The organism is Edwardsiella piscicida (assembly GCF_001896205.1).
Taxonomy (GTDB): Bacteria; Pseudomonadota; Gammaproteobacteria; order Enterobacterales; family Enterobacteriaceae; genus Edwardsiella; species Edwardsiella piscicida.
In genome coordinates this window covers 877,553-894,996 of record NZ_MPNU01000001.1, presented here as the reverse complement: position 1 = coordinate 894,996, position 17,444 = coordinate 877,553, and the positions used below count along the sequence as shown (strand labels likewise).

The following is a 17,444-nucleotide window of genomic DNA, read 5'->3' as shown; positions in this document are numbered from 1 at the left end:
TTAACGGATGATACCGCGGGTGGAGCGGGCAAAGAAATCGACGAACAGCTGCACCGCCGGCTGTCGCTGAGCCAGGGCCTCGATCTCCGGCTTTGCCTCTTCCAGGGTTTTACCGCTGCGATAGAGGATCTTGTAGGCGTTACGAATCGCCTGCAGAGCATCCTTCTCAAAACCGCGGCGCTTCAGCCCTTCCAGATTCAGGCCATACGGCGTGGCGTGGTTACCCTGGGCAATCACGTACGGCGGTACGTCCTGTGCGACGCCGGAGCAGCCGCCCACCATCACGTGCGCGCCGATCACACAAAACTGGTGTACGGCCGTCATCCCGCCGATGATGGCGAAGTCGTCCACGCTGACGTGGCCGCCCAGCGTGGCATTGTTGGCCAGAATACAGCGGTTGCCAATGACGCAGTCATGGGCAACGTGGGTATTGACCATCAGCAGGTTATCGCTGCCGATACGGGTCAGACCGCCGCCCTGCGCCGTACCGCGATGAACGGTGACGCTCTCGCGAATGCGGTTGCGATCGCCGATCTCAACCCGGGTCGGCTCGCCGGCATACTTCAGATCCTGATTCACTTCGCCGATAGAGGCGAACTGATAGATCTGGTTGTCGCAGCCGATTTTGGTGATCCCGTTGACCACCACATGGGACTTCAGCACGCTGCCCGCACCGATTTCAACCTGCGAACCGATGTAGCAGAACGGGCCAATGTGAACACCGGCGCCAATCACCGCACCGTCTTCGACAATGGCGCTGGGATGGATAAAGGCGGTTTGATCAATCACGTATCAGGCCTCACGGTTACGGGCGCACATCATGGACGCCTCGCACACGATCTTGCCGTCAACCTTGGCAACACCGTTAAAGCGAGCCACGCCGCGGCGCTCTTTCAGAAACTCCACTTCCAGGATCATCTGGTCACCCGGATGAACCGGACGCTTAAAGCGGGCGTCATCGATACCGGCAAAGTAGTACAGTTCGCCCGGCTCCAGTTTACCCACGCTCTTAAAGGCCAGAATACCGGTGGCCTGCGCCATGGCTTCGAGGATCAGCACCCCGGGGAAAATCGGTTTGCCCGGGAAGTGTCCCTGGAAAAACGGCTCGTTAAAGGAGACGTTCTTCACTGCACGCAGGAATTTGCCCTCTTGGTAATCCAGCACACGATCCACCAGCAGGAACGGAAAACGGTGCGGCAGAAGCTCTAAAATCTCTGAAATATTGAGAGTATGAGTGTCAGTAGTCAAAATACTCTTCCTGTAAAAACGGATGTCAAACAACACGGCCTGCCTCACTCCTTCAGGGGACATGATGCAGGCCGCAAATCGAAGTGGGCCACGGGCCCGGCGGGCATTAATCGCTGTGGACTTTCTTTTCTACGGCCTTCAAACGCTTATTGATCTCGTCAATATTCATCACCAGCGCAGCCGTTTTACGCCACGTTTTGTTTGGCTGAAGCGGAATGCCAGAAGAGTAGATACCGGGTTCGGTGATCGGTCGCATCACCATGCCCATCCCCGTCACCACGGCCTGATCGCAAATCTCCATGTGACCATTAATCACGCTGGCACCGCCGATCTGGCAATAGCGTCCAATCTTGAGACTGCCGGCCATGATAACACCGCCGGCAACCGCTGTATTGTCACCAATCATGACGTTGTGCGCAATCTGACATTGGTTGTCGATAATCACGCCGTTGCCGATAACGGTATCATCCAGGGCGCCGCGGTCGATCGTGGTGCAGGCGCCGATCTCGACGCGATCGCCGATTCGTACGCTGCCCAGCTGCGGAATTTTCACCCAGTTGCCGCGATCGTTGGCATAGCCAAAGCCATCGCTGCCGATCACCGTGCCGGACTGCACCAGGCACTGCGCCCCGATCTCCACCTGATGGTAAACGCTAACGTTGGCCCACAGGCGGGTCCCGGCGCCGATCCGGGTAAATTTACCGATGAAACAGCCCGCGCCGATAATCACGTTATCGCCCAGCGCTACGCCCGCCTCAATCACCGCATTGGCGCCGATGGAGACATTATTGCCCAGCGTCGCCGTCGGATCTATTGACGCGCTCGGCGCGATGCCGCTCGCCGGCGCCGGCGTCGTGTCCATGATCTGCGCCATCATGGCGTAGGTCAGGTAGGGGTTCTTCACTACCAGCGCCGCCTGCGGACAGAATTCCAGATCCGCTTGCGTCAACACTACGGCGCCGGCCTGGCAGGCAGCCAATTGCTCACGGTAGCGGCTGTTGGACAGAAAAGTAATCTGGTTCGCTTGTGCTGAATGCATCGACGCCACGCCGGTGATGACGAGATCGCCATCACCGTGCAGCTCGGCATTCAACTGCTGAGCAAGGTCAGCCAGTCGAATTGAAGCCATGCCTTATTTAACCTGTTTCAATACTTGAGCAGTGATGTCGTCAGAAGACTGAGAATAGGCCACCGCGTTGGCATCGATAACCATATCGTAGCCCTTGTCTTTCGCTACGCTGCGCACGGCATCCTGAATACGGCTCAGCAGCTTATTGCGCTCTTCCATCTGACGACGACGGTTATCCTGTTCAAAAGCCTGCGCCTTACGGGCAAAAGTTTCACGCTGTGCGGCGATCTCTTTTTCCATCTTGGTGCGCTCACTGGCCTTCATGGTGGAGGCATCGCGCTGCAGACGCTGCATTTTACCCTGCAGATCGCGCTCCATGCCCTGAAGCTCGGTGGCACGGCCCTTGAACTCGCTCTCCAGCTGCTTCGCCACCGCATCACGCTGCGGAAGCTGTTGGAAAACGCTGGCAACGTTCACTACGGCAATTTTTTCAGCAGCCTGCACATTGGCGGAAACAGCCATCGCTACGCCCAGACCCGCCGCATATAACCACTTTTTCACTTTGAACTCCTTACCATCACCTAGTTGTGTCAATGACACGTCACTGCACAGGCGCCGACCCATCGTGTCTCACCACGTCCAGAGAAAAGAACGCGCTGAGCGGAGCATATGCAAAAAGGGTGCGGGGACATCCCGCGCCTTTATACCCGGAGGCCTGCGCCAGCGTCGCCGCCGAACCACAGCGCCTCCTGCGGATAATCGCGTTTCCGGTTACCAGGTTTTACCGATATTAAACTGGAACTGCTCCGCCTTATCGCCCTCATACTTCTTGACCGGCTGGGCATAGGAGAACACCAGCGGCCCCAGCGGCGACATCCACTGCAGCGCGATACCGGCCGACAGACGCACGTTGGTCGCCTTGCTGTAGTCCGGCAGCGTCGGGTAGGCGGCCTGATCCCAGTTGGTATCCCATACGGTACCGGCATCCATAAAGACGGAGGTGCGCAGAGAGTTGGCATACTGCTCGCTGACGAACGGCGTCGGGGTGATCAGCTCCAGGCTGGCGACCGCCATGGCGTTACCGCCCACCGCGTCGTTGTCGCCGGTCTTGCTCTGATCCACGCTGCCATCGCCGTTCAGGTACACCGCCTTCGGACCGATGTTATTGGACTGGAAGCCGCGTACGGTACCAGAGCCACCGGCGTAGAAGTTCTCATAGAACGGCATCTCTTTGCCGCCGAAGCCGTTACCGTAGCCCAGGCGGGTACGTCCCAGCACCACCCAGGTACGATCCTGGTTGATCGGGAAATAGCTCTGGCTGTCGAAGGTCAGCTTGTAGTATTCGTTGTCGGAGCCCGGCAGCGTGATCTTACCGTTCAGCGAGGCCTTGCTACCGGCCGTCGGGAAGAAGCCGCGGTCCAGGTTGTTGTAGGCCCAGCCGGCGGTCCAGGTATAGTCATCGGCCTTGTAGCTGGCGCGCTGGCTATCGCTCGGATTCTGACCCACGGAGCGCAGATAGCGCCACATCGCCACCTGCGGCTGCATGTCGGACAGGTCGTTGTGTACATAGCCCAGGCCGGTACGCAGCGAGTTGTTCTCGTTGATCGGGAAGCCCAGGGTGCCGTCAAAGCCATAGCTGCTGTTGGTATAGTCAGACAGATCGGCGTCGTTGGCCTTAAAGTCGTTATAGAACAATCGGCCGCCCAGGCTGACGCCGTTCACCGTAAAGTACGGATCGGTCAGCGACAGCTCGGCGTAGGTCTGGTAGTCGTTCTTGGTGCCGTTGATCGCCACCACGTTGCCGGTGCCCAGCCAGTTATCCTGCTGCACCCCGACCTGGAAGCTGACGCCGCTTTCGGTGCCGTAGCCGATACCGAAGTTAAAGCTGCCGGTATTACGCTCTTTCACCTTATAGATAACATCAACCTGATCCGGCGTACCGGGTACGCGCTGGGTCTCCACGTCGACGTTCTCAAAGTAACCGGTACGGTTCAGACGCTCTTTCCCCTGCTCGACCTGATCGCTGCCCAGCCAAGAGCCTTCCATCTGGCGCATCTCACGGCGCAGTACGGCGTCTTTGCTGGTGTCGTTGCCGACAAAGCGGATCTGACGCACATAGTAGCGGTTACCGGCATCGATATTCATGTGCAGGACAACGGTCTTGTCCTTGTCATTGATCTCCGGCTGCGTCTGCACGCGCGGGTAGGCATAGCCATAGCGCCCCAGCAGCTGCTTGATCTCATCTTCCATCTTGGTGACCTTGGCGCCGTTATACAGCTCACCCGGCTCTACCTTGGTCAAGCGGGTGATCTCGGCGCTGTAGCCGGCCATATTGCCGGTGACGTCCACCCCCTCCAGCTTATACTGCTCGCCTTCGGTGATGTTGATGGTGATGTAGATCCCTTTCTTATCCGGCGTCAGGCTCACCTGCGTCGAATTAATGGCGAAACGCGCGTAGCCGCGATCCAGATAGTAGCTGCGCAGCGCCTCAAGGTCGCCGGCCAGCTTCTGCTTCTGGTATTTGCGATCGGCCATCAGGTTCCACCACGGTACATCGTCGCGCAGCTGGAAGTGCCCCAGCAGCTCGGCGCTGCTGAACGCATGGTTGCCGACGATATTAATCTGCTGGATCTGCGCCGATTTACCCTCGGTAAACACCAGCTTCAGATCGACGCGATTGCGCGGCAGCGGTGTAACAACGGCCTTCACGGTGGCGTTGTATTTACCGACGCTGTAGTAGAAATCCTCCAGCCCTTTTTCAATGCTGGATAACGTGGTGCGATCGAGCGCCTCGCCGACGCGAACCCCGGAGGCCTCCAGGTTCTGCTTCAGCATCTCGTCCTTCACTGACTTGTTGCCAGAGAAGGTAATGCTGGCGATCGTCGGGCGTTCCTTAACCTGCACAATCAGATTGTTACCATCACGCAGTACCCGCACATCCTCAAAGTTACCGGTGGCGTACAGCGCGCGGATGGTATTACTCAGATCCTCATCAGAGACGGTATCGCCTACGCGTACCGGCATGTTAAGTAACGCCGCACCGACGGCGACCCGCTGCAGTCCTTCGAAATGAATATTTTTCACTACGAAACCATCTGCACCGTATACGGTTGCGCTGCCAAACAGCAGCGACGCTAAGAGCAACTTTTTCATCGCCATCGTTGTTATGCGTTCTTCCTAACAATCCCGCCCATTACAGCCGCGAGAAATCATTGAAAAGTGCAAGCCCCATAAACAGCATCAGCAAAATCACGCCAATGCGATAGCCGAAAGCCTGAACCCGTTCGGACACCGGCCCGCCCTTGAGCTTTTCCAGCGCAAGAAACAGCAGATGTCCCCCATCAAGAACCGGTAAAGGAAACAGGTTGATGATCCCCAGATTGACGCTGATCAGCGCCAAAAACATCAGGTAATACACCAAGCCATACTCAGCTGACGCCCCCGCTCCCTGTGCTATGGAGATAGGGCCGCCCAGATTGTTCAACTTTACATCACCGGTAATCAGTTTACCCAGCATGGAGACCGTCAGCTTCATCAGCTGCCAGGTCTTGTCCGTCGCCTGATACAGTGCCACGAACGGCCCATACTGGCGAATGGTTTGATACTCCTCCGGCAGCGGGATCACCTGCGGAACCACGCCGGCAAAGCCTTCGGTCTGTCCGCGCGCTACCCGCCGACTCTCCGGCGTCAGCGTCAGCGACACCGACTGTCCCGCCCGCTCGACATCCAGCGCCAGCGCGTGGTCGGGATTATCGCGGATCTGCAGCGCGAAATCACGCCAGCCGCGTATCGGGACGCCATTGACTTTAACTATCCTGTCCCCTACTTGTAAACCTGCTTTCTGCGCCGCCGATCCCTTTTGTATCTCCGCCAGCACCGGCTCAATGGTCGGGCCGCGCGGGATAATCCCCAGCGATACGACCGGGTCCTGACGCTCGGGATCAAACTGCCAGCGCCGCAGGTCCAGGGTCTTTTCACTCACCAGCTGACTGCCAAACGGCCCCACGCCGAGCGTGGTGCTGTTGTCGCCGATCTGACCAACCAGCGCCAGTCGAACGGACTCCCAGTCCGGAGTATCGACACCGTCAACGGACTTCAGTTCCATTCCCGGCGTAATATGGGCGGCGGCGGCGATAGAATCCGGGGTCACGTCGGCGATCACCGGACGCACGCTGGGCACCCCGATGACGAAGACCAGCCAGTAAGCGATGATGGCGAATACGAAGTTGGCGATGGGGCCGGCGCTGACAATCGCGGCACGCTGCAGCACACTCTTGTTATTGAACGCCTGGTGGCGCCACTCCGGCGCCACGCTCTCGACCCGCTCATCCAGCATTTTGACGTAGCCGCCCAGCGGGATCGCCGCGACCACGTATTCGGTCCCCTGGCGATCGACCCGACGCCACAGCGCCTTGCCAAAGCCGATGGAGAAACGCTCGACCCGCACGCCGCAGCGGCGCGCGACCCAGAAGTGGCCAAACTCATGTACCGTGATCAGTACGCCCAGCGCGACCAAGAACGCCAGTACACTCCACAGGATGCCACCCATCGTTCCTCCCTTACCCGTTTAGGCCTGGCCAAAAACCAACAGCATCAGGCAGGCAAATACCGGCACCGCCGCCGTCAGGCTATCGATGCGATCCAGTACGCCGCCGTGGCCGGGGATCAGGTGACTACTGTCCTTAATGCCCGCCTCGCGCTTGAACATGCTCTCCGTCAGATCGCCCAGCACAGAGGCCAGCGCGGCGATAACCGAGCAGACTAACAGCACGCGAACATCGACATCCAGCGGCGCATAGCGCCCAAACAGCCACGAGATCAGCGCAGAGGTCATCAGTCCGCCGATAAGCCCCTCCCAGGTTTTCCCCGGTGACACCTTCGGCGCCAGCTTGTTCTTACCGAACAGCTTGCCAAAGATATAGGCGCCCGAGTCGGCCCCCCATACCAGGAACATGACATACAGCAGCCACCAGGCACCGCGATAATGATTGGCCTCATAGCCATACTGACGCAGCGCCACCATCCCCCAGAAGAAGGGCAGAATGGTGACGATGCCAAACAGCACCTTCAGCGCGCGCGAGTGACGCCACCAGCCAGCTGAGCGCGGGTAAAAGAACACCAGCGCCAGCGCCACAATCCACCAGCCGGCGGCGGTCCACAGCGAACCGGCGATCAGCGGTAGATGAACGCTGCGGGTGAACTCGGGCATCCCCAGCAGCATGGCGGCCAGCACCAGGCCACAGATCACGGCGCCCCAGATACGCTGATTGCGACTGGCGAAACCGGCCAACTGCCCCCACTCCCAGGCGGCCAGCATACAGACGGCAAGCGTCACCAGCGAGAATCCCAGCGGCGGCAGCAAGAACAGGGCGGCAATCACCACCGGGACCAAAATTAATGCAGTAATAATGCGCGACTTCAGCAAAAGTTCCCCCTATGACGCATCGGTTGCGTTGATAGGTGTCGTTCCCCCGAAGCGACGCTCGCGTTGTGCAAATGCATTCAGTGCACCTTCAAAGGTTGTTTCATCAAAATCAGGCCACAGCACGTCAGTAAAATAAAATTCTGAATAGGCAATTTGCCACAGCAGAAAGTTACTGACCCTATGCTCGCCTCCGGTACGGATAACTAAATCCACGGCATCCTGGTCATGCAGGCAGATCTGCTCACCCAGCATCGACTCCGTGATCGCTTCCGGCAGCAGCGTCCCCTGACGCACCTGCTCTGCCAGCGTTTTCACCCCCTGAACGATATCCCAACGCCCACCGTAGTTGGCGGCGATGTTCAGCGTCAGGCCGGTATTCTCGGCGGTCATCTGCTCTGAGCGACGAATACGCTCCTGCAAGCGCGGACTAAAGCGGCTGATATCACCGATCACCTTCAGCCGCACCTGATGCTTATGCAGTCGTTTGACTTCACTATCCAGTGCACGGACAAATAACTCCATCAGCGCCGACACTTCCTGCTGCGGCCGATTCCAGTTTTCGCTGCTAAAGGCATACAGCGTCAGCGCCCTAATCCCCCGGGTGACCGCGAAACGCACCGCACAGCGCACCGACTTAACGCCGGCCTTATGTCCGAATACACGCATTTTACCCTGACGTTTGGCCCAGCGGCCGTTGCCGTCCATGATAATCGCAACATGCCGGGGAACAGAGGCAGCGTTGCTCATCACAGTTGGTTGTGTGGATGACATACGTGTAAATTTTTCCTCAACAAGCCAGCAGGGCGGCCTCAACCTGTCCATCCCGCCGCGCGCAGTCCTGCGGCGACGGTCACTCCTGCGTAAATAAGGCCGTGAATCAGCACGGCCCCCCAATCATCTCAACTCAGACCGCCGCGCACACCCGACGCAGGGGAGCATTCCCCCGCCCTTACGCCGTTCTTTTCGCGGCGCGCGCGCAAAAAACTGGCGCAGACTATATCATCATGCCGTTAGCGCCACAAATCAGCGCACCCGGCCGGACGAATTTAGCGGGAAAAACGCGCGCTCAGCGTCTGGGCCGCCTGGCGAGCGGCGCAATCAATCGCCAGCACCGCCTCAACGCAGTCCGGCTCAGCGCAGCGCAGCTGCTCCACCACGCCGCGGTTCAGCCGGGCGATGTCAGTAAAGCGTAGACGCCCATCGAGAAAGGCGGCAACCGCAATTTCATTCGCCGCATTCAGCGCCGTCGTCGCCGCCTGCCCCTCGGCAAACGCCTCGATAGCCAGCTGCAGACAGGGGTAGCGCGCCATATCCGGCGCCTCAAAGCTCAGCGAGCCCATTCGGCAGAAATCCAGCGGCGCAACGCCGCTCGGCGCGCGGTCGGGATAGGCCATGGCGTGGGCGATCGGCGTACACATGTCCGGATTACCCAGCTGGGCAATCACGCTGCCGTCCCGGTAGCGCACCATGGAGTGGATCACCGACTGCGGGTGAACGATCACCTCCATCTCCTCCGCCGAGGCATTGAACAGCCAGCGCGCCTCAATATACTCCAGCCCTTTATTCATCATGGTGGCAGAGTCGACGGAGATCTTACGCCCCATAGACCAGTTGGGATGCGCGCAGGCCTGCGCCGGCGTGACAGCATCAAAATCCGCCAACGGCAGCTGACGCAGCGGCCCGCCGGAGCCGGTCAGTACGATACGGGTCACCCCGTGCTCACGCAGGCTGGCAAAGCCCAGCTGCTGCTGTACCGCCGTCGGCAGGCTCTGGAAAATGGCGTTGTGTTCACTGTCGATAGGCAGCAGCTGCGCCTGGCTGTGGGAGAGCGCCTCCATAAACAGACGTCCACAGGTCACCAGGGCCTCTTTGTTGGCCAGCAGCACCCGCTTGTTGGCCCGAATCGCCGCCAGCGTCGGCAGCAGGCCCGCGGCGCCGACGATCGCCGCCATCACCTGATCGACCTCATCCAGGGCGGCGAGCTCGCAGGCGGCGTGCTCGCCGCTCATCACGGCAATCGCGCCAAGGCCGCACTCGAACAGGCGCTGGCGCAGCGCGGCGGCGGCACCTTCATCGGCCATACAGACATAGCGGGGGGAAAATTCACGGCACTGCTGCAGCATGACATCAACGTTCTTGCCTGCCACCAGTGCTACCACGCGGAACGCGCCGGGATTGGCCCGCACCACCGCCAGCGTACTGGTGCCGATGGAGCCGGTTGAACCTAAAATGGTCAGCGTCTTCATGAGGATACTCTGAATTACTGGGTCAAATCATTACAGGATACGCTAAGCCAGCGCACCTCCCCAGCGAATTTTGCGCCGTCGGCCAAGGCAGGCCGGCGGCACACAAACAAAAGCGCCGCCGAAGCGACGCTTATTACCGAAACGACGGGCGAGGAGAGGGCCCGCCGCAGAGGCGCTGTGCAGCGGCCGACGCGTACCGCGCCGCCCCAGGGGGGATGCCGCTGCCGGAGCTGGATTAGAAATCCATCAGCTCTTTTTCTTTATCAGCCAGCGCCGCATCGATCTTTTTGATCATCAGATCGGTGATCTTCTGGATCTCGTCCTGAGACTTGCGATCTTCGTCTTCGCTGATCTCTTTGTCTTTCAGCAGCGCCTTCACCTTATCGTTGGCGTCGCGGCGTACGTTACGCACGGAAACGCGGCCAGATTCGGCTTCAGAGCGTACCAGCTTGATCAGATCCTTACGGCGCTCTTCCGTCAACGGCGGCAGCGGAACGCGGATCACGGTGCCGGCAGAGGCGGGATTCAGGCCCAGATCGGAGGTCAGGATAGCTTTTTCGATCGCCCCAGACATGCTGCGATCGAATACGGTCAAGGCCAGCGTACGGGAGTCTTCCGCAACGATGTTGGCCAGCTGACGCAGCGGGGTAGCGGTGCCGTAGTACTCAACCTGAATGCCATCAAGCAGGTTAGGATGCGCACGGCCGGTGCGGATTTTGCTGATATTGCCCTTGAATGACTCGACGCATTTGTCCATGCGCGTTTCGGCATCTTTTCTGATTTCGTTGATCACGTTGCGAACCCTTGAAAACGGTGGTTGTGGTTAGTAGAGTGAATTGTGCACCAAAGGCCAAGCGTTTTTCAATGCGGCCTGCGCAATACGACAGCCGGACGTGCCGACTGTCCCGCACGCACGCAGCGCATTATTTGGTGATCAGCGTACCTTCTTGTTCGCCCATCACTACGCGACGCAGCGCACCCGGCTTGTTCATGTTAAACACGCGGATCGGTAGGTTATGATCGCGCGCCAGAGTGAAGGCGGCCAGATCCATCACCTTCAGCTCTTTCTCCAAAACATCCTGATAATTCAGCTGTTCGTACAGCGTGGCGTCCGGATTTTTCATCGGATCGGCAGAGTAAACGCCGTCCACCTTCGTCGCCTTCAGCACGACGTCGGCTTCGATCTCGATCCCGCGCAGACAGGCGGCGGAGTCGGTGGTAAAGAACGGATTGCCGGTGCCGGCGGAGAAAATCACGACGCGGTTGTTGCGCAGCAGGCTGATCGCCTCCGCCCAGCTGTAGTTGTCGCATACGCCGTTCAGCGGAATGGCCGACATCAGGCGAGCGTTGACATAGGCGCGGTGCAGCGCATCGCGCATCGCCAGGCCGTTCATCACCGTCGCCAGCATCCCCATGTGGTCGCCGACCACGCGGTTCATCCCCGCCTGCGCCAGACCGGCGCCGCGGAACAGGTTGCCGCCGCCAATCACCACGCCCACCTGCACGCCTAATTCAACCAGCTCTTTGACCTCCTGCGCCATGCGGTCCAGCACGCTCGCATCGATGCCAAAACCTTCTGAGCCTTGCAGAGCTTCGCCGCTCAGCTTAAGCAGGATACGCTGGTAAACGGGTTTGGAATTGGTAGCCATGGTGTTTGAGTCCTAAGAAACAGTCAATTAATTAGTCGGAGGTATTTCAATGTACGGTCTGCGCCCCTGACCGCTCATTGAAGTAAGTCTGGCCGGATAAAACAGAACCGCCTCGCGGCGGCTCTGTAGTCAAAGGGGATTAGGCCCCTTTAGACATCGCGGCAACTTCTGCTGCGAAGTCAGTTTCTACTTTCTCGATGCCTTCGCCTACTTCGAAGCGGATAAAGCCGGTCACGTTAGCGTTGTGCTCTTTCAGCAGCTGGCCAACGGTCTTGCTCGGATCCATAACGAAGCTCTGACCGGTCAGAGAGACTTCACCGGTGAACTTACGCATACGGCCTTCAACCATCTTCTCAGCGATTTCGCGCGGCTTGCCAGACTGCATGGCGATGTCCAGCTGGATCTGGTGCTCGTGAGCAACCACGTCTGCCGGTACGTCTTCCGGCTTAACGTATTCCGGCTTGCTGGCGGCGATGTGCATGGCGATGTGCTTGATCAGCTCTTCGTCAGCGCCGGTAGCAGCAACCATAACGCCGATGCGCGCGCCGTGGCTGTAGGTGCCCAGCAGGTCGCCGGTCAGTTCAGACACGCGACGGATGTTGATGTTTTCACCGATTTTGGCAACCAGCTGAGTACGCTGTTCTTCGAACTTCGCTTTCAGGGTGTCGATATCGATGATTTTGTCAGCCAGGGCAGCGGCGGCAACTTCATCAGCGAACGCTTTGAAGCCAGCGTCTTTGGCAACGAAGTCGGTTTCGCAGTTCATCTCAACGATGACGCCATATTTACCGTCAGCGGCAACCTTGGTCAGGATCACGCCTTCAGCGGCAACACGGCCGGCTTTCTTGGCCGCTTTGGCCTGGCCGGATTTACGCATGTTGTCGATGGCCAGCTCGATGTCGCCGTTAGCTTCAACCAGTGCCTTTTTACATTCCATCATGCCTGCGCCGGTACGCTCACGCAGTTCTTTTACCAGGGAAGCGGTAATTTCAGCCATTGTATTTTCCTCGGTTATCTCGCCCAGAGGGAGCCTCTGCGCAAGACGATTGTTCTAGAGATGACATCTTTGCGGGATAGACCACAAAGAAAGGGGGCCATGATAGGCCCCCTAACCAACATATGAATACCGGTTAATAAGGGCTCCTGCGAGCTGTCCTTATTACTCGGCTTCAGCCATGGTTTCTTCAGCCTGGGCAACCAGATCCTGAGAACGGCCTTCACGCACGGCTTCAGCCACGGCGCTCAGGTACAGGGTCACAGCGCGGATAGCGTCATCGTTACCCGGGATAACGAAGTCAACGCCGTCCGGATCGGAGTTGGTATCAACGATAGAGAATACCGGGATACCCAGGTTGTTGGCTTCTTTGATGGCGATGTGTTCGTGATCGGCATCGATAACGAACAGCGCGTCCGGCAGACCGCCCATATCTTTGATACCACCCAGGCTGTTTTCCAGCTTGCCCAGCTCGCGGGTGCGCATCAGAGCTTCTTTCTTGGTCAGTTTGTCGAAGGTGCCATCCTGAGACTGAGTTTCCAGATCTTTCAGACGCTTGATGGACTGACGAACGGTTTTCCAGTTGGTCAGCATACCGCCCAGCCAGCGATGGTTCACATAGAACTGATCGCAGTTCAGGGCAGCGTCTTTTACCGCTTCGCTTGCTGCGCGCTTGGTACCAACGAACAGGATCTTGCCCTTACGGGACGCGATCTTGCTCAGCTCAGCCAGAGCGTCGTTGAACATCGGTACGGTTTTTTCAAGGTTGATGATGTGAACCTTGTTACGAGCACCGAAGATGAACGGCTTCATTTTCGGGTTCCAGTAACGGGTCTGGTGACCGAAGTGAACACCAGCCTTGAGCATATCGCGCATGGAAACAGTTGCCATGATTAGACCTCTATAAAAATTGGGGTTATGCCTCCACGTATCCCATGACGCCGACCACCGCACGCAATTCGCGTCCGACGGCACCCCGGCACATGTGCCGATACGTGTGTGTTGTTTATGCAAATAACACAAAGTGAGATTTACAGCCTCCGCGTACGCCTTGCAGACATACGGGAACTGCGGCGCGCTTTATACCATAAACACGCGATAGACTCCACCTTTTGTTGCATTTTGAGCCAGCCCCCCTGCTGCCATTTGGCAGGGCGTAGCGGGACTGTTACCATAGAAGACATTGCTTCTCATTGTCGCTGCGGCGACGTCCGTGGACAGAATACCTATGGCTATTGCACTGAAAACACCACAAGACATCGAAAAAATGCGCATCGCTGGCCGCCTGGCCGCCGAGGTGCTGGAAATGATCGCCCCGCACGTGGTGCCCGGCGTCACCACCGGCGAGCTGGATCGCCTGTGCGATGCGTACATCACACAGCAACAGCACGCCATCTCCGCCTGCCTGGGCTATCACGGCTACCCGAAGTCCGTCTGCATTTCGGTCAATGAGGTGGTCTGCCACGGTATTCCAAGCGACGATAAGGCGCTTAAAGACGGCGATATCGTCAATATCGACGTCACCGTGATCAAAGACGGCTGGCACGGCGATACCTCCAAAATGTTTATCGTCGGCAAGCCGACAATCCTCGGCGAGCGCCTGTGCCGCATCACCCAGGAGAGCCTGTATCTGGCGCTGAAGATGGTCAAACCGGGCATCCGCCTGCGCAGCATCGGCAAGGCCATTCAGAAGTTCGTTGAAGAGAACGGCTTCTCCGTGGTGCGCGAGTACTGCGGCCACGGCATTGGCGAGGTCTTCCACGAAGAGCCGCAGGTACTGCACTACGATGCCGACGACGGCGGCGTGGTGCTGCAGGCGGGCATGACGTTCACCATTGAACCGATGGTCAACGCCGGTGACTACCGCATCCGCCTGATGAAGGACGGCTGGACGGTAAAAACCAAGGATCGCAGCTTGTCCGCGCAGTACGAGCATACTATCGTTGTCACAGACAATGGCTGCGAGATCCTGACGCTGCGCGAAGAAGAGCATGATTTACCGCGGGTGATCGCCCACGACATGAGCGCCCAGTGAGTGCGCGCCCGCCCCTGCGGGGGCGTCTCACTGCAGCACGCAGATAACCTAGGCCGGCTTATGCCGGCTTTTTTATCAATGGACTGCCTATGGCCGAGTTATCGCACGGCGAACCGGACGCCCTGCCGCCCGTATCGCCGGACACCCTCCCCGCCGACGCGCTGACCTGCGCCGGGCTAAAGCCCCACATGGAGCAGCTGCGTCGCTGGCTGGATCACGCCTTTCGCCGCGGCGAAAGCGCCGAGTCGCTGGTTGCCGCCCGTACCCACTATATCGACCGTCTGCTGGTGCGCCTGTGGCGCAGCTACGGCTTCGACACCCAGCCCGGCCTGGCGCTGATCGCCGTCGGCGGCTATGGCCGCGCGGAGCTGCACCCGCTATCGGACATCGACCTGCTGCTGCTCAGCGCCGAACCGCTGGCGCCAGCGCAGGAGGCGCAGCTTGGCACGCTCATAACCCTGCTATGGGACCTGCGTCTGGAGGTCGGCCACAGCGTTCGTACCCTGGCGCAGTGCCTGAGCGAGGGGCTGGCCGATCTGACCGTCGCCACCAACCTGATCGAATCCCGCCTGCTGAGCGGCGACGTCGCCCTGTTTCTCCAGTTACAAAAACAGCTATTCAGCGACGACTTCTGGCCCTCGCCGCGCTTTTACCACGCCAAGGTGAACGAACAGCGCGAGCGCCACCAGCGCTATCACGGCACCAGCTATAATCTGGAGCCGGACATCAAGGCCAGCCCCGGTGGCCTGCGCGATATTCACACCCTGCTGTGGGTAGCCCATCGCCACTTTGGTGCCACCTCCCTCGATGAGATGGTCGGCTTCGGCTACCTGACGAGCGCCGAGCGCGACGAGCTGAACGAATGCCGCAGCTTCCTGTGGCGCATCCGCTTTGCCCTGCATCTGGTGGTCAACCGCTACGACAACCGCCTGCTGTTCGATCGCCAGCTCAGCGTCGCCCGCCTGCTGGGCTATCAGGGCGAAGGCAACGCGCCTATCGAAAAGATGATGAAAGAGTTTTACCGCATGACCCGGCGGGTGCGTGAGCTGAACCAGATGCTGCTACAGTTGTTCGATGAGGCGATCCTCGCGCTGGACACCCGGGAAAAACCACGCATTCTCGACGACTACTTCCAGCTGCGCGGCCCCCTGATCGATCTGCGCGATCCGGACACCTTCAGCCACGATCCGGTAATTATTCTGCGATTGTTCTACGCCATGGCGCGCAATCCGGAGATCGAGGGCATCTACTCCACCACGCTGCGTCAGCTGCGCTACGCGCGCCGCCATCTGAAGCAGCCGCTGTGCGCCCTGCCCGAGGCACGCAGCCTGTTCATGGCGATCCTACGCCACCCCGGCGCGGTGCGACGCGCGCTGCTGCCCATGCACCATCACAGCGTACTGTGGGCCTATATGCCGCAGTGGGGGAAGATCGTCGGCCAGATGCAGTTTGATCTGTTCCACGCCTACACCGTGGACGAGCACACCATGCGGGTTCTGCTCAAGCTGGAGAGCTTTGCCGATCGGGATAACCACGGGCGCCACCCGCTGTGCGTCGAGCTCTACCCGCGCCTGCCGCAGCCGGAGCTGCTGCTGCTCGCCGCCCTGTTCCACGATATCGCCAAAGGGCGCGGCGGTGACCACTCCCTGCTCGGCGCCGACGACGTGCTGGAGTTTGCCCGTCTGCACGGCCTTAACACGCGCGAAACCCAGCTGGTGGCCTGGCTGGTACGCTGCCATCTGCTGATGTCGGTCACCGCTCAGCGCCGCGACATTCAGGATCCCGAGGTCATTCGCCACTTCTGTGCGGAGGTGCACAGCGAAACCCGGCTGCGCTATCTGATCTGCCTGGCGGTCGCCGACATCTGCGCGACCAACGAAAACCTGTGGAACAGCTGGAAGCAGAGCCTGCTGCGCGAGCTGTTCTTCGCCAGCGAAAAACAGCTGCGCCGCGGTATGCACAGCAGCCCGGACATGCGCGAGCGGGTACGCTATCACCGGCTGCAGGCGCTGGCGCTGCTGCGGATGGACAACATCGACGAACCGGGGCTGATGCGGCTGTGGGGCCGCTGCCGCGCGGACTACTTCCTGCGCCATACGCCCAGCCAACTGGCGTGGCACGCCCGCCACCTGCTGCGCCACCGCGGCGACGGCCCCCTGGTGCTGGTCAGTCAGCATGCCACCCGCGGCGGTACCGAAATCTTCATCTACAGCCCCGATCGGCCTTATCTGTTTGCCGCCGTCGCCGGTGAGCTGGATCGACGCAATCTCAGCGTACACGACGCCCAGATCTTCACCAATCGCGATAACTATGCCATGGACACCTTCGTGGTGCTGGAGCCAGACGGCAGTCCGCTGGCGCCAGATCGCCACGACACCATCCGCCAGGCGCTGGAGCATGCGCTGACGCAGCCGCACTATCACCCGCCGCGTGCGCGCCGCGCGCCGGCGCGTCTACGCCACTTCAGCGTTCCGACGGAGGTCAGCTTTCTGCCAGCCCATAACGCCCGGCGCAGCTACATGGAGCTCGTCGCGCTCGATCGTCCGGGGCTGCTGGCCCATATCGGCGAGATCTTTGCCGAAATGGGCCTCTCGCTGCACGGCGCCCGCATTACCACCATTGGCGAGCGGGTCGAGGATCTGTTTATTCTGGCCGACGGCGAACGGCGCGCATTAACGCCTGAAATGCAGCGGGAGCTGGCGCAACGGTTGACAGAAACCCTGCTTAGCGCCGATAAAGGGTAGATTTTTTTACGCACCCGCCGCGCCAGATCCGGCG

The 17,444-nt window shown here is 59.5% G+C and carries 15 protein-coding genes; 2 read left to right on the top strand and 13 right to left on the bottom strand.

The features are described 5' to 3' along the window. The 13 genes from lpxA to rpsB form a co-directional block, all read right to left on the bottom strand. Positions 1-789, bottom strand: coding sequence for an acyl-ACP--UDP-N-acetylglucosamine O-acyltransferase (gene lpxA, locus BRD58_RS03980; protein WP_012847617.1), 789 nt, complete (start codon positions 787-789; stop codon positions 1-3). Positions 790-792: 3 nt separating this feature from the next. Then, a complete protein-coding gene (fabZ, locus tag BRD58_RS03975; RefSeq protein ID WP_005282947.1) occupies positions 793-1,248 on the bottom strand; it encodes a 3-hydroxyacyl-ACP dehydratase FabZ in 456 nt (151 codons plus the stop codon). A gap of 106 nt (positions 1,249-1,354) precedes the next feature. Beyond that, positions 1,355-2,377: a UDP-3-O-(3-hydroxymyristoyl)glucosamine N-acyltransferase gene (gene lpxD / locus BRD58_RS03970; RefSeq protein WP_012847616.1), complete on the bottom strand. Its 1,023-nt coding sequence runs from the start codon at positions 2,375-2,377 to the stop codon at positions 1,355-1,357. Positions 2,378-2,380: 3 nt separating this feature from the next. Beyond that, entirely contained in the window at positions 2,381-2,878 is a 498-nt protein-coding gene (gene skp, locus BRD58_RS03965) for a molecular chaperone Skp (protein ID WP_015461009.1), read from the bottom strand. Positions 2,879-3,088: 210 nt separating this feature from the next. Next, positions 3,089-5,476, bottom strand: coding sequence for an outer membrane protein assembly factor BamA (gene bamA / locus BRD58_RS03960; RefSeq protein ID WP_012847614.1), 2,388 nt, complete (start codon positions 5,474-5,476; stop codon positions 3,089-3,091). 34 nt (positions 5,477-5,510) lie between these two features. Next, positions 5,511-6,866, bottom strand: coding sequence for a sigma E protease regulator RseP (gene rseP / locus BRD58_RS03955; RefSeq protein ID WP_015461008.1), 1,356 nt, complete (start codon positions 6,864-6,866; stop codon positions 5,511-5,513). A gap of 18 nt (positions 6,867-6,884) precedes the next feature. Then, the gene (gene cdsA, locus BRD58_RS03950) at positions 6,885-7,742 is read right to left on the bottom strand and encodes a phosphatidate cytidylyltransferase (protein ID WP_012847612.1); all 858 of its coding nucleotides are present in this window, start codon (positions 7,740-7,742) and stop codon (positions 6,885-6,887) included. Between the two features lie 9 nt (positions 7,743-7,751). Further along, positions 7,752-8,513, bottom strand: coding sequence for a (2E,6E)-farnesyl-diphosphate-specific ditrans,polycis-undecaprenyl-diphosphate synthase (ispU, locus tag BRD58_RS03945; protein WP_015461007.1), 762 nt, complete (start codon positions 8,511-8,513; stop codon positions 7,752-7,754). Positions 8,514-8,788: 275 nt separating this feature from the next. Beyond that, positions 8,789-9,988, bottom strand: coding sequence for a 1-deoxy-D-xylulose-5-phosphate reductoisomerase (gene ispC / locus BRD58_RS03940; RefSeq protein ID WP_012847610.1), 1,200 nt, complete (start codon positions 9,986-9,988; stop codon positions 8,789-8,791). Positions 9,989-10,223: 235 nt separating this feature from the next. Then, positions 10,224-10,781 carry a ribosome recycling factor gene (gene frr / locus BRD58_RS03935; protein ID WP_012847609.1) on the bottom strand — a complete coding sequence of 186 codons (558 nt, stop codon included), beginning with the start codon at positions 10,779-10,781 and terminating at the stop codon, positions 10,224-10,226. 130 nt (positions 10,782-10,911) lie between these two features. Further along, the gene (gene pyrH / locus BRD58_RS03930) at positions 10,912-11,637 is read right to left on the bottom strand and encodes a UMP kinase (protein ID WP_012847608.1); all 726 of its coding nucleotides are present in this window, start codon (positions 11,635-11,637) and stop codon (positions 10,912-10,914) included. 139 nt (positions 11,638-11,776) lie between these two features. Beyond that, positions 11,777-12,634 carry a translation elongation factor Ts gene (tsf, locus tag BRD58_RS03925; protein WP_012847607.1) on the bottom strand — a complete coding sequence of 286 codons (858 nt, stop codon included), beginning with the start codon at positions 12,632-12,634 and terminating at the stop codon, positions 11,777-11,779. A gap of 162 nt (positions 12,635-12,796) precedes the next feature. Next, a complete protein-coding gene (rpsB, locus tag BRD58_RS03920; RefSeq protein ID WP_015461006.1) occupies positions 12,797-13,522 on the bottom strand; it encodes a 30S ribosomal protein S2 in 726 nt (241 codons plus the stop codon). Positions 13,523-13,859: 337 nt separating this feature from the next. Between rpsB and map the strand changes: the two genes are divergently transcribed. Next, the gene (map, locus tag BRD58_RS03915; protein WP_012847605.1) at positions 13,860-14,666 is read left to right on the top strand and encodes a type I methionyl aminopeptidase; all 807 of its coding nucleotides are present in this window, start codon (positions 13,860-13,862) and stop codon (positions 14,664-14,666) included. 89 nt (positions 14,667-14,755) lie between these two features. Further along, positions 14,756-17,410 carry a bifunctional uridylyltransferase/uridylyl-removing protein GlnD gene (gene glnD / locus BRD58_RS03910; RefSeq protein WP_073381615.1) on the top strand — a complete coding sequence of 885 codons (2,655 nt, stop codon included), beginning with the start codon at positions 14,756-14,758 and terminating at the stop codon, positions 17,408-17,410. Positions 17,411-17,444: the final 34 nt, after the last annotated feature.

Bases quoted from the DNA above. Each gene is read 5' to 3' on its own strand.
- lpxD (WP_012847616.1), bottom strand. From the start codon at position 2,377: ATGGCTTCAATTCGACTGGCTGACCTTGCTCAGCAGTTGAATGCCGAG.
- bamA (WP_012847614.1), bottom strand. From the start codon at position 5,476: ATGGCGATGAAAAAGTTGCTCTTAGCGTCGCTGCTGTTTGGCAGCGCA.
- rseP (WP_015461008.1), bottom strand. From the start codon at position 6,866: ATGGGTGGCATCCTGTGGAGTGTACTGGCGTTCTTGGTCGCGCTGGGC.
- ispU (WP_015461007.1), bottom strand. From the start codon at position 8,513: ATGTCATCCACACAACCAACTGTGATGAGCAACGCTGCCTCTGTTCCC.
- ispC (WP_012847610.1), bottom strand. From the start codon at position 9,988: ATGAAGACGCTGACCATTTTAGGTTCAACCGGCTCCATCGGCACCAGT.
- pyrH (WP_012847608.1), bottom strand. From the start codon at position 11,637: ATGGCTACCAATTCCAAACCCGTTTACCAGCGTATCCTGCTTAAGCTG.
- tsf (WP_012847607.1), bottom strand. From the start codon at position 12,634: ATGGCTGAAATTACCGCTTCCCTGGTAAAAGAACTGCGTGAGCGTACC.
- rpsB (WP_015461006.1), bottom strand. From the start codon at position 13,522: ATGGCAACTGTTTCCATGCGCGATATGCTCAAGGCTGGTGTTCACTTC.
- map (WP_012847605.1), top strand. From the start codon at position 13,860: ATGGCTATTGCACTGAAAACACCACAAGACATCGAAAAAATGCGCATC.
- glnD (WP_073381615.1), top strand. From the start codon at position 14,756: ATGGCCGAGTTATCGCACGGCGAACCGGACGCCCTGCCGCCCGTATCG.